Genomic DNA, 12,416 nt, shown 5'->3' with positions numbered 1-12,416 from the left:
ATCTACCCCTTATCCAATGTTTGTAACAGTCGCGACTTAGTTACCACGCCAAAGTAATTACCTTGCTCATCCACAACAGGAACGGAGTAAGGCACACCGCCAACAAGGCCAAGTACATCGTTGATTGGTAAATCAGGGTTCAGCGTTAAACCATCATCGAGCTGCGCGCTGACGAGTGATTTGTTCTCTTTATGTGCTTTACGAAGGGAATCAATAGAGACAATGCCGGAGTAACGACTGCTTTTCTCAACAACAATGCCGTATTCACGGTCGTTATCCATCAAGATTTGTAGAGCGGACGCTGGGCCGTCGTGTTCTGATTTTTTAAATACCGCAGCTGGCTTCTTACGAGCAATATCTTTCACAGTAAGAACACTTGCTACATTCACACCGCGGAAGAAAGCTTCGACATAATCGTTCGCTGGGTTGTTAAGAATTTCGTCAGGGGTACCCACTTGAACCACCTCACCGTTTTGCATAATCGCAATACGGTCACCGATTCGCATCGCTTCATCCAAATCATGGGAGATGAAAACAATGGTTCGTTTGTCGTCATTTTGAAGACGAATCAGTTCATCTTGCATTTCAGTTCGAATCAAAGGATCGAGTGCAGAAAATGCTTCGTCCATTAACAGAATATCAGGGTCACATGCTAGAGCTCGAGCCAAACCAACACGCTGCTTCATACCGCCAGACAATTCATCAGGGTAAGATTCTGAATACGGCCCGAGACCGACTCGTTCCAACGCTTCAAATGCTGACTGTTTTCTCTTATCGACTTCAACACCCGCTAGTTCAAGACCAAACGCAGCGTTTTCAATAACTGTCATGTGAGGCATCAATGCGAAGTTTTGGAAAACCATGGAGATGTTGTTGCGACGGACTTCGCGGAGCTCATCTTCTGAGGTGTGGGCAATGTCTTTGCCTCGAAGAAGCACATTACCTTTGGTAGGTTCAATCAAACGGTTAAGAAGGCGTACTAGGGTTGATTTGCCAGATCCTGACAGTCCCATTATTACGAAAATCTCGCCTTCTTGAATGCTAAGAGAAACATCGTTAACGCCGATCGTTAAACCTGTTTCCTCGAAAACTATATCTTTGTTCGCGCCTTCGTTAATCATTGTAAAAGCACGGTCGGTGTCTTCACCAAACACCTTGTACAGTCCCTTAACTTCCAGTATGGGATCCATGTAATCTAATCCTTTCTTAGTTATTTAAACTAATAGTTATTTAAACTCAAAACCGATCATTTAAACTTAAAAACGGTTGTTTAAACCTTAAAATGGTTATTTAAACCCGAAAAACGATTAGCACTCTAAGCAATTAACCCATGCAAATCAAGGGGTGTCGTTCTGTGAAAAACACACAAAACTGTTAAAAGACCACCCAAAACAAAGGTCAACCTTTAAACACATATAACGCAAAATATTGATAATAAAGAAATTTAAATTACAAACAACATCTGCAATATTATGTATTACTTACTGATAGATTATTGAATATTTATTTTACATCAGAACAATTAATAGGCTAAATAGACCAAGAATATGCACAAATAGTTCGTGTACAAATAATTCGAATACAAACCATTTCAGAGAATTTAAACGCAACCAAGACCGGTAAATTAACGCCATTACGAGGCTTGCATTCCTAATGACTTTTACACACATATGAAGGGCTATCTGGATAGAATCCGTCAATTAGGCACAGTCCGGATTGATACCATCATCTCCTACACAGAAGACATAACACCAACTGTGATACTTGCTGCAAACTGTCAAAAGTCGATTATCCAGGCCGTAAGACAACTTGTAGAGTACACATTGCCGATCCATTCTTTATCTAAAGACTGGACACTCTTTCGGACGGATAAAAGGACAGGTATTAGAATGATAAAAATGCTGGTGTGTGACTTTGATGGAACGCTTGATGGCGGCTCGTCTCATGGGGTTGAGCAGTTGTTTAACTACTTAACAAAGCAACCGGATATCCGCTTTATCATCGCGACAGGTAGAACACTGCCCTCAATTCGTGTGGGTTTAGCTTCTGACAACTACCCGAAACCACACACGATTATCAGCGACGTAGGCACGAGAATTCACCACGAACACTCCCAAACACCGGATCACACCTGGCACAATCAATTAGAAGCGTCTTGGAACAAGTCAAAGGTTGAGTCCGCACTTGCCCCGCTCGATTTCATGGGAGAACGCTTAGAAAGCCATCAAGGAGACTACAAGATCACTTTCGAAGGAAAACTCTCAGAGCCTCAACATGAGCTGATCGAATCGAGCTTGGAATTGCACGGATTAGATGTACACCTCACCTACTCTCACGATTGGTACCTCGATATCACGCCTAAGGGTGTCAACAAGGCCACAGCGATTCATCATCTACTTAAACAACATCAGTTAAGCATTGAAGAAGTGTGCGTGGCTGGCGATTCAGCGAACGACACCTCGATGCTAACCATAGATGGCGTAAATTCAATATTGGTCGCGAATCATTACCCTGAGATCGCTCACCTGTCCGATCGAGATAACGTATACACCAGCAGAGCAACGCATGCTGAGGGTGTGTTAGAAGGCCTCAAATACTGGCAAGAGCGTGCTGCGTCGGGTAATTAATACAAGTGTATCAAGCAGATCGCCTCTACTTGATACACTTATTTCCAACTAGGAAGCCAATGATCCTTATCGGTTAGATCGCGCCAGTTAATGTCTTCTTCTCGTTTGGTCATCACCGCTTCTATCAAACAACGAATGACCTCCTCTTCTTCGAATTCGACCTCCGTGATCATAAAGTGCTTTTCTTTCTTTACTGGGCTAACGGCCGTCCATTTACTGCGAAGTAGTTTCTTTGGATTGATTCATTGATTCCCCTATCTGGCTGGGTAGTTGTTACTGTTCGTTAGTACTTTATCTATAATCCTCAAAGAGTTAAAAAGATCATTTCAAGTTAAGAAAGTCTACGGTTCATACCCAGGTAAGTCATAACTAAAATCAATAACACAAATCGTGAACTCGGTATAATAGTTGCCACCAGTTCACAAACAAACTCCTCATGAGCCAAACAGAGTTCCAACAAAAAATAGCGAGCTTTACTTCGATTGAACAAGCGCTTGATTACTTCGAAATTGGCTTTGATAGCAAGTTCATCAACCAAAATCGAATAGAGCTTGTGAAGCGCTTCAATGGTTATCTGATTCTGTCAAAACCCGATGATTGGTTTTCTGGAAGAAGAGCGCTGAAAAACGCGTACTGTAAGGTGCAACGCAGTAAGCTGGATCGCTATACACGTTCTGCCTGTCGTGGATGTACCACTTGTCAGCGCCGCTAGTTAAAAATCAGGCCGCTTAAACATAGATAACAAAGAAATAGATAGTTGAAATAACATCTTATTACGGTTTAGTTAGTGGTTTGCTCGAAAAAAAGTGTGCTAACCTTACGGCAACTCAACTACGAGATAAAAACTACAATGAAAATTTTCAGCAACTTCGAAAGCGGCAACATTCACGTCGTTTCAGCAGATTCACCACAAAACATTCAACTGACTATTCCAGCGGATAACCAAACTGAAATCGCACAATGGTTTCATTTCCGCTTAGAAAGTGAAGCTCAACAAGCTCACCACTTTGAAATCGGCCAATTGGCAACATCTGCCTACCCTGAAGGCTGGAAAGATTATGATGTGGTTGCATCGTATGACCGTGAAGAGTGGTTCCGCATTCCATCTCAATTCGATGGCGATACATTAAGCTTTGATATCATCCCTGAACACGATTCAATGTACTTCGCGTACTTCGCACCGTATTCACACGATCGTCATCAAGATCTCCTGCACAGTGCTCAAACGCACCCTGCTTGTAAGCTAGAAACTCTGGGCCATACGTTAGATAACAACGACATCACTTTGCTAACCATCGGTGAGCCAAGTGCAGAGAAGAAAAACATCTGGGTTATTGGTCGCCAACATCCGGGCGAGACCATGGCTGAATGGCTGATCGAAGGTCTGCTACAACGCTTGCTTGATGAAACAGACACAGTTGGTCGCTCACTTCTAGACAGCGTTGTATTCCGCGTTGTTCCTAACATGAACCCAGACGGCAGCATCCGTGGTCACCTACGCACTAACGGTATTGGCGTTAACCTAAACCGTGAATGGCAGTCACCTTCTATGGAACGCAGCCCTGAGGTTTTCCTTGTTCGCGAGCGTATGCTAGAAACTGGCGTTGACCTTTGTCTAGACATTCACGGTGACGAAGCGATTCCATATAACTTTGTTGCTGGTAGCGAAGGTACGCCTTCATACAATGAGCGTATTGCAAAACTAGAGAATCACTTCAAGCAAGCTCTTTTGACTATCACGCCAGAGTTCCAAGATGAATTTGGTTACGATAAAGACGAACCAGGCAAGGCAAATATGACAGTCGGTACAAACTGGATCGGCGAACAGTTCAAGTGTTTGGCTTACACTGTCGAAATGCCATTTAAAGATCACATCAGCCACGCTGACGAACTGTACGGTTGGTCTCCAGAGCGCAGTGTTGCATTTGGTCACGACATGCTAGCAGCAGTTTGGGCAACAGTAGACGAGCTATAAGACAAAGCAAACTCATTAGTTTGTCTTTAGAAGTAGTTTGTTCATATAGATGACAAAGCCCAGCACTCGTCAAAGTGCTGGGCTTTTTATATCAGATAACTATGAGTCATTTGGGTTTTAGGCGTTTAGATGCTTTGCTTATGCCACTCTGAGATTCGCGAAGAAAACCGGGTACCTTTGCCTAATGTATCGTTGTTCAGCCACCATATCTTTGAAACTCGGGCCTTGTGATAACAGAACGATCACTTCATCACCTTCTTGTCTCAATACAGAACCACGAATATCAATGCTGTTATTACCATGCAACCATAAAGTGCCTGTCATGGAGTAGCCTCGATAGACCGGGATGATGTTACTCATAATCAAGCGCACGCCTTTTTCAGAAACTTCACTGACATGAAAAAGTTCATCTTTGATTCGTATCACCGGGCGCGCCTTTTTGGGATATTTCAGGCGGTAATACTCACGTTTCTGGGTGAATGACTCTTCACTCATCGATGACTTCCTATCTTTGTTTCATGTTTCTGTTTCTTGGTAAAAATGAACAAGCTAACTATCCGTTGTTTTCTGTTTCAAATCTAAGCTCGAAACATACACATTCATCCAATTGATGACTGTCCATTATATCGACTTTACATAGCAATGCTTTAGCCATTTATTAAGAGACTCTAAAATTCTTGAGGATTCAGTAAAAAATGAGAGCTGGATGGAGTATGGTATATGCCCAATTCTTAGCAACACTACCTCAGAGCTGAAACAATGCTAGTTGAATGCTGAAGCCCACAAATAGCACACCACAAACAATGTTCATCATTTGTGAGGTTCGCTTTTGAACCAACAAGCGCTTGAACGTATCCGCCATTAAGATCACAATCAAGAACCACATCGACACTACTGTCGCCTGAATCCCACCAAGCACCAGACTGTCTGTCACAATCATATCTTTTGAAACAAATTGAGGAAATATAGAAAGATAAAACAGGACGATTTTAGGATTCAGTAGATTAGTGAGGAACCCTTTGAAAAATTGATTATATAGCTTACTTCCCGATGCACCGACCACAGAAAGTACGCCCTCTTGAGCACGCATTGCCGCGCAAAAATGGTTATACCCAAGCCAGACAAGATACAAAACCCCAGCCCACTTAAGCCCTTCAAAGGCCATTGGGGTGTTCGACAATAACAAACTTATGCCGTTGGCCGAGATAAAGGCGTGAAAAAAGAAACCACATGACACGCCCAACACGTTCACAAATGCAAATAGCTTCCTTTGAGTTAAGGCTGTACTTAATACCAGCAAAGCGTTAGGGCCTGGAATAATGGCAATAAAAAACACGATAACAATAAACAGCGATATACTGTCCCAACTCATTTAGAACTCATTTCATGAACATTTTTAGGGCGGACATTGTACGTCCATTCAATGCTATTACAATATGATAAACGCTTAATTATCACGTATGGCTAACATACATAATTCACGCATATAATGAGAGTGTTTATCGTGTAACGTTACAAAACTGATTTTCTAACATTTGTAGCCCTGTTAGACTCCACCTCCCTTTTGATACTTGGTTCATTTATGTCATTTGATAACCTAACCCTTAACCCAAAAACCGTCGCAGCCATCCCTTCTCTATTCGATCAACCGACAGAGATACAACAAGCGGTAATTCCTACAATTATTGCGGGGAAAGACGTGCTGGCGTTGGCTCAAACGGGTAGCGGAAAAACGTTGGCATTCGGCTTACCTTTGCTGAACAACATCAAGCATGATGTAAATGAACTGCAAGCGCTTGTTATCGTTCCAACACGAGAACTTGCGTCTCAAGTAGCCAAAGCACTAGAACCCATCGCAACCACACTTGATATCAAAACGGTGATACTGACTGGTGGAGTTGATATCGAGAGTCAACAACAGCAATTGTTAGAAAAGCCACAACTCGTGATCGCAACTCCTGGCCGCCTACATGCTGTTATTCAAGAGAACAAGCTAGATCTAACCCAATGCAAGTCTTTAGTTCTTGATGAGGCAGACCGTTTACTCGACATGGGGTTTTGGCCCGATGTTCAAACCATTATTTCTGCTCTTCCTAAAAAGCATCAAACACTGCTGTTTTCGGCTACGCTTCCAAAAGAGCTGATCAGTCAGACTGAGGCGCTTCTTATTAATCCAGTTAAAGTCACGACACACCAAGAAAACAGCGTGGTCGCGGCTATTGAAGAAACTCTGTACTTAGTGAACAAAGGCAGTAAAGCTCAAGCGCTGATCGCCCTACTCAATCAGCACACATGGTCGCAAGTATTGGTATTTATTGGCGTAAAAGACAATGCAGATGCATTAACCAAGCGATTGAATAAAACCAAAATCAGTGTGAATGCGCTACACGGAAATAAGAGCCAAGAAGAGCGAGAGCAAGCATTAGAGGGTTTCAAAAATGGCAAGACTCGTGTGCTTATCGCCACCGACGTTATGGCTAGAGGCATCCATATTGATCAACTACCTGTCGTAATTAACTTTGATTTGCCATCGCATTCGGCGACTTACGTACACCGAGTTGGTCGCACAGCAAGAGCAGGAAGCACTGGTCGCGCGATCTCTCTGGTTAGCCACAGCGAAACTGACTACCTGAATTCGATTCGTACTCTAACCAATAAACCTCTTGTGCTACAAGCATTAGAAGGTTTCCCTGTTACAGACAAGCCTGCATCTGAAGCAACAGCTCGCAAACGTCCGCCTAAAGACAAAATGGCTAACCGAAGAACCGCAAAAAAGAAGAGTGTTAAGCAATTTAAGAGCAAACCAAGTTCTTCAAAGTAACCACAGAAAATCGATTAGCCCAGTTTGCACTGGGCTTTTTTATGGTTCATCTCATATTAGCAGGACCAAAATACAAACTTACGCCCTCAAACCTCCATAAATATACCAACCTAAATGACACTTTTATGAATTATGATGCCAAGGTATTGATTCTTGGTTGCTCAAAAAAAATACTCTGAAATCACGTTGACGCCCCTATATCTGACAACTAGATTTTTCTATTAGTGTCTAAAAACCAGGAGGTCATTGAAATGAAACGTGCAAGCTCTACATATCGATTACAACTGATTAAGGAAGTGGCTACTCGCCGAGATCGTCAGCGTTCTAATGACCCGATGGCAAACTACATACAAAACCTAATAGACAACAAAGATGACTGTGACACCTCGGTGGAGCGTAACCAGAGATTCAGTGGCAGTCATTTTGATGAACATATTGGTGGTTGGGTTAGCGACCATTGGGGTAGCAAGTAAGCCGACACCTCTAGTCACTGATATAGTCGATAGAACAGCATCGTTAGCTGTAGAATTAATATCTGCATTAACCTATCATCTGCAACAATTCCCTATCCTAGAGTAAGCAGAAAGTGTCTGAGTTAAAAAGAGAAAAAGAAGTGATGGTTGCCTTCCAAGTGATCCCTCGCGTTAAAGAAGGCAACAACTTCGAAGTGGTTGATAAAGCCATTGAAGTTGTGAAAGCTGCCGATGTGCCTTTCCAAGTCGGTGCGATGGAAACCACGATGAAAGGTGAACTCAATCAGCTGCTCGATATCGTTAAAAAAGCGGAGCAAGCTTGCTACGATGCAGGAGCTGTAGAAGTGATCACAAACATTAAAATTCACAGTAAAACCACCGAAGCCGATGATACATTTTGCACGTATCATCGTGGTGTAACGAAAGCGAATCACATGTTTGTTTAGTAACCTGTTTATTTAGCAACCTGTTTATTTAAGAAAGCAGGGGGTTAAGAAAGACTCTGAAGAACCAATGGTGTTATTGAAAAGGCATGTCTGAAAGGTGAGAAAGGATTTCCATTCGTTCTTCTTCTGACATCGAATGCCAATCACGCGGAGCCTCTTCAGGGTCATCTTTCGCCCCGATCGGTTTACGATCCAGTGCTTTGACTGGCTCTTTTTTGAGTTTTACGTTCTTTTTATTCATACCGAAACCACTCCTTCAGGTACAAAGGTACCTACCTTAATATTACACCCCAACCATTATGTAAAGTAATGGTTACCTCTAGGTTAAATAAAATTTCAATACTTCCTCTTTAGCCGAAAAGATCTCTTTGGGGACTTGTATTTCCCTCTTCGTCGACCGACTTACCAACCAAGTTTTTTTGCTTCATTATTTTTCTTCTATAGCGTTGACGACACAGCTTTATGACGTGTAACTGTTCTGACGGCGTCATCGGCATCCAATTAAAGCGCTCCTCCCTTTTACGCATACAGCCATTGCAGTAGCCTTTGTCATCGCTTGAGCAAACCCCAACGCAAGGGCTTGGAACTTGGAAAAACTCTAACTGCTCCACCGCGCCTCCTTACACATTCAAAATTACGCTTACGATCTCAAAAATAAGCGATTAATTTGTCGCCTAGCTCATGAAATCCATACTAAACTATGACCTTATACTGACACATATAGTGTTTTGTAAACTATACTTTGAACCCATCAAGTTACACTTATTCGGTAACTTCGTTCTTTCCTTTGGAGCCTTATAATATGAAGTTTAGTTCAAAAAAATTACTAGCAGTAGCCGCTTTACCTATGATGTTAGCAGCATGCACAACAACAGGTGATAACGCGATGCAAGTAACACCAACCGATCTACAGCACCATAATTGGGAACTTGCTCAAATTGATGGCAAGAACATTGAGAAAAGCGAACACCAAGCGACACCTCGTCTAGAGATCGGCGAAAAGATGACGGCAAACGGCATGGCTGGTTGTAACAACTTCTTCGGTCAAGGCGAACTAAAAGACGGTCAATTCCGCATTAAGCAAATGGGCATGACAATGAAAATGTGTCACGGCTCTGCGATGGAAATCGAACAATCGGTTTCTGCTACTCTAAGCGAGTGGAGCGACGTAACACTAACAAACGATACGCTAGTACTGAAAAACGATGTACACACGCTAACGTACACAATTCGTGACTGGGTAAACTAATTCGTCATCGAAACCAAATGACCCGTCCTGATATGGGTTGACACTTGATTGACTAAAACGCTCGATGTACTTCATCGGGCGTTTTGTATTTTAGAGCTGTGTGAGGCCTATATTCATTATAGATTTTTACTGATTCAGCGACCATTTTCTTTGCTTCATCTAAATCATTAGGCTTATTCAACAGATACTCCATCTTCAATATTCCGTTGACCCTCTCTGCCAACGCATTCTGATAACAGTCATAGCCATCAGTCATTGAGCAAGATACACCATACTGTCGATGCAACTCTTGGTATTCAACAGAGCAGTACTGAACACCTCTATCTGAGTGATGGACAAGCTCACCTGTATTCTTCCGCCCTTTCAGCGCGTTTAAAAAGGCCTGCTTGACCGTGTGAGCTTTCATATCATCACTTATGTGATAGCCCACGATTTTTCTTGAGTAAGCGTCCGTCACTAAACTGAGATAAGTACTACCACGCCGCGTTGCTAGATAAGTAATATCGGCAACCCATAATTGCTCCGGTCCTTCCGGTATTAAGCCTTCTTTGATTCGATTTGGATGGCAGTAAAAGCGATGATTACTGTTTGTGGTTCGATGGTAAGCCCTTCGATTCTGTACTAATAATCGATTCACTCTCAGCAGAGAGAATAAGCGGTCTCGCCCGATTTCAATATCGTTCTGAGCAAGTAAATACTTGATCTTACGAGCCCCTATTCGAGGATGCATCATCCTTTGCTCCTTCACAAAACCGAGCACATATTCATCTTTCTTTGTCTGATGAATTTCTGCAACACAGCGCTTGTAGAAAGCTTGTCGTGTAATACCTATGAAGTGACAAGCTTTAGTAACGGTCAACTTTCTGACCGTTTTTTCCTTAATAACTCGGCCTTGCGCTTCTTTGAAATTCGGACTCCGAAATCTCGATCCATGACTTTTACAACCGCTTCAAAGAACTCAGCTTTGAGCTGAGTTTCTTCTAATTGCTGCTCGAGTTCTTTGATTCGTTGCTCTGGGGTTTGAGTTGAGGAAGAGTTTGACATAGTCGCTCCTAACGCTCTCGATTGTTCTATTCCTTTAGACCAATCTAGTTGACCATGTTTGCGAAGCCAAACTAAAACGGTAGAGCGACCTTGGATCCCATAACGTTCTTGAGCTTGCTTATAAGTCATTTCGCCTTTTTCAACTTGGCTTACGACTGCCAATTTAAAGGCAAGAGAATAATCTCGTTGAGTACGTCTACTTGTTGTTTTCATGACACTCTCCAATTTCATGTTGGAAATGTGTCAACCATATTTAGGACGGTACAAAATATTGATTAAAGGAGCCTGATGGCTCCTTTTTTATTGCTTTCTTACACTCATGACGCCTTCAAAACTGACACGCATCGCTTACTTTTTGTACCAAACCCCAATAAACCTAAAAAATCTATCATTTGAGTGCAATAAATTCATCAGTTCAACGGTCTGTTGCTAGGATGGTAAGAGCCCTTAAGTAATTGATTGAATTTACTGTTGAATTAGAATTTATTTCAGAAACAGATAGAATAACTATTAGGCCGTGTTGATCTTTCGTTAGCCACGAAAGGCCAACACGCCCTAGGGGATTTGAAATTACAATGCTCTTGCCCGTTCACTACCAAATGGAAAAGTTTATGAACAAGATAGTAAGTACGTTAGGAATCATGGCAACCGTTGCATACAGCGCAAGCATTTACGCAGATGAAGCAACATCAACCAGTAGCTGGAACCAAATAGAACAGCAGGCAGAGGGACAAACTGTCTACTTTCACGCTTGGGGCGGAAGCCAAGAAATCAATCGTTACCTACAATGGGCAGGCAAGGAGTTACAAAGTGACTACGGTGTGACCTTAAAACATGTAAAAGTAACCGACATTGCTGAAACGACTACTCGACTACTTGCAGAAAAAGCCGCAGGCAAGAACAGTGAAGGCAGTGTCGATATCGTTTGGATTAATGGTGAGAACTTCCGCTCGATGAAAGACAATGCGCTGTTGTTTGGGCCATTCACTGAGTCACTTCCAAATTGGCAATATGTTGATAAGTCTCTGCCAATTGATGTCGATTTCTCAGAGCCGACAGAAGGTTTAGAGGCACCTTGGGGTGTTGGGCAACTTGTGTTCATACACGACCAAGAGACGCTGCACAATCCGCCACAATCGTTCTCAGAGATGTTGAGCTACGCTCAAGCTTTCCCGAACCGCTTAAGCTACCCTCGCCCACCTGAATTTCATGGCACCAGCTTCATTAAGTCTCTACTGATTGAGCTAACAAACAACAGCCCTGCGCTTGCTCAGCCTGTTTCGGAAGAGGACTTCCAAGAGGTTACCGCACCACTTTGGGCTTACTTAGATAAATTCCATAAAGTGGCATGGCGCGGTGGCAAACAATTCCCAGCAGGCACATCGGAAAGTATCCAACTTTTGGATGATGGTCAGCTCGATTTAGCGATTACCTTTAACCCAAACTCTGTCTATTCAGCACAAGCAAGCGGCCGATTAGCGGAAACCACCAAGGCTTATGCGGTAGAAAGCGGCGCTCTGTCTAACATTCACTTCCTTGCGATTCCTTGGAATGCCAATGCAACCGCTGGCGCTCAGGTAGCCATCAACTTCTTGTTGAGCCCAGAAGCACAATCGCGCAAAGGCGACCTCAATGTTTGGGGTGATCCTTCAGTGTTGAGCAGCAAATACCTGACCGGTAGCGCTAAAAATACCCAGCAATTTAAATCGATTGATGAACCACACCCTAGCTGGCAAAACGCGCTCGAGAAAGAGTGGCTTAAGCGATACGGTAACTAAAAT

15 protein-coding genes are annotated in these 12,416 nt (G+C 42.9%); 8 read left to right on the top strand and 7 right to left on the bottom strand.

Going from position 1 to position 12,416, the window contains the following annotated elements; all coding sequences use genetic code 11:
- Nucleotides 1–2: 2 nt before the first annotated feature.
- On the bottom strand, nt 3–1,190 hold the full coding sequence (gene proV / locus Q5H80_RS05645) for a glycine betaine/L-proline ABC transporter ATP-binding protein ProV (protein WP_304569169.1): 1,188 nt from the start codon (nt 1,188–1,190) through the stop codon (nt 3–5).
- A gap of 699 nt (nt 1,191–1,889) precedes the next feature.
- Between proV and Q5H80_RS05640 the strand changes: the two genes are divergently transcribed.
- A complete protein-coding gene (locus tag Q5H80_RS05640; protein ID WP_304569168.1) occupies nt 1,890–2,627 on the top strand; it encodes an HAD-IIB family hydrolase in 738 nt (245 codons plus the stop codon).
- 38 nt (nt 2,628–2,665) lie between these two features.
- Here the strand turns inward: Q5H80_RS05640 and Q5H80_RS05635 are convergent, their stop codons facing one another.
- A complete protein-coding gene (locus Q5H80_RS05635; protein ID WP_304569382.1) occupies nt 2,666–2,869 on the bottom strand; it encodes a TIGR02450 family Trp-rich protein in 204 nt (67 codons plus the stop codon).
- Nucleotides 2,870–3,063: 194 nt separating this feature from the next.
- Between Q5H80_RS05635 and Q5H80_RS05630 the strand changes: the two genes are divergently transcribed.
- On the top strand, nt 3,064–3,339 hold the full coding sequence (locus Q5H80_RS05630) for a nitrogenase-stabilizing/protective protein NifW (protein WP_304569167.1): 276 nt from the start codon (nt 3,064–3,066) through the stop codon (nt 3,337–3,339).
- 138 nt (nt 3,340–3,477) lie between these two features.
- Nucleotides 3,478–4,602 carry a M14-type cytosolic carboxypeptidase gene (locus tag Q5H80_RS05625; protein WP_304569166.1) on the top strand — a complete coding sequence of 375 codons (1,125 nt, stop codon included), beginning with the start codon at nt 3,478–3,480 and terminating at the stop codon, nt 4,600–4,602.
- A gap of 138 nt (nt 4,603–4,740) precedes the next feature.
- Here Q5H80_RS05625 and Q5H80_RS05620 read toward each other — a convergent pair whose 3' ends face one another.
- A complete protein-coding gene (locus Q5H80_RS05620) occupies nt 4,741–5,097 on the bottom strand; it encodes a PilZ domain-containing protein (protein ID WP_304569165.1) in 357 nt (118 codons plus the stop codon).
- A 250-nt stretch (nt 5,098–5,347) separates the two neighbouring features.
- The gene (locus tag Q5H80_RS05615) at nt 5,348–5,974 is read right to left on the bottom strand and encodes a LysE family translocator (RefSeq protein ID WP_304569164.1); all 627 of its coding nucleotides are present in this window, start codon (nt 5,972–5,974) and stop codon (nt 5,348–5,350) included.
- Between the two features lie 210 nt (nt 5,975–6,184).
- Between Q5H80_RS05615 and Q5H80_RS05610 the strand changes: the two genes are divergently transcribed.
- The 3 genes from Q5H80_RS05610 (at nt 6,185) to Q5H80_RS05600 (ending at nt 8,342) form a co-directional block, all read left to right on the top strand.
- Nucleotides 6,185–7,423: a DEAD/DEAH box helicase gene (locus Q5H80_RS05610; RefSeq protein WP_304569163.1), complete on the top strand. Its 1,239-nt coding sequence runs from the start codon at nt 6,185–6,187 to the stop codon at nt 7,421–7,423.
- 251 nt (nt 7,424–7,674) lie between these two features.
- Nucleotides 7,675–7,896: a hypothetical protein gene (locus Q5H80_RS05605; RefSeq protein ID WP_009846448.1), complete on the top strand. Its 222-nt coding sequence runs from the start codon at nt 7,675–7,677 to the stop codon at nt 7,894–7,896.
- Between the two features lie 143 nt (nt 7,897–8,039).
- Nucleotides 8,040–8,342 (top strand): thiamine-binding protein, encoded by a 303-nt coding sequence (locus Q5H80_RS05600; protein ID WP_017065764.1) that lies wholly within the window; start codon nt 8,040–8,042, stop codon nt 8,340–8,342.
- Between the two features lie 73 nt (nt 8,343–8,415).
- On the opposite strand, the gene Q5H80_RS05595 is transcribed toward Q5H80_RS05600, so the two are convergent.
- A complete protein-coding gene (locus Q5H80_RS05595; RefSeq protein WP_165886743.1) occupies nt 8,416–8,583 on the bottom strand; it encodes a hypothetical protein in 168 nt (55 codons plus the stop codon).
- 109 nt (nt 8,584–8,692) lie between these two features.
- On the bottom strand, nt 8,693–8,953 hold the full coding sequence (locus Q5H80_RS05590; RefSeq protein ID WP_304569162.1) for a DUF1289 domain-containing protein: 261 nt from the start codon (nt 8,951–8,953) through the stop codon (nt 8,693–8,695).
- Between the two features lie 191 nt (nt 8,954–9,144).
- Here Q5H80_RS05590 and Q5H80_RS05585 point away from each other — a divergent pair, with 191 nt between their 5' ends.
- A complete protein-coding gene (locus Q5H80_RS05585; RefSeq protein WP_009846444.1) occupies nt 9,145–9,591 on the top strand; it encodes an META domain-containing protein in 447 nt (148 codons plus the stop codon).
- Between the two features lie 52 nt (nt 9,592–9,643).
- Here Q5H80_RS05585 and Q5H80_RS05580 read toward each other — a convergent pair.
- Nucleotides 9,644–10,848, bottom strand: a protein-coding gene (locus tag Q5H80_RS05580; RefSeq protein ID WP_304566376.1) for an IS3-like element ISVisp4 family transposase whose coding sequence is annotated in 2 segments (ribosomal slippage) — nt 9,644–10,461 and nt 10,461–10,848 — 1,206 coding nt in all. Because the reading frame shifts where the segments join, the coding sequence is not laid out codon by codon here.
- 398 nt (nt 10,849–11,246) lie between these two features.
- Between Q5H80_RS05580 and Q5H80_RS05575 the strand changes: the two genes are divergently transcribed.
- Nucleotides 11,247–12,413, top strand: coding sequence for an ABC transporter substrate-binding protein (locus Q5H80_RS05575; RefSeq protein WP_304569161.1), 1,167 nt, complete (start codon nt 11,247–11,249; stop codon nt 12,411–12,413).
- The last annotated feature ends 3 nt before the right edge of the window (nt 12,414–12,416 follow it).

Source organism: Vibrio sp. SNU_ST1, assembly GCF_030563405.1.
Classification (GTDB): domain Bacteria; phylum Pseudomonadota; class Gammaproteobacteria; order Enterobacterales; family Vibrionaceae; genus Vibrio.
The sequence above is the reverse complement of the archived record's forward strand: the minus strand, read 5'-3'. Positions and strand labels throughout refer to the sequence as shown.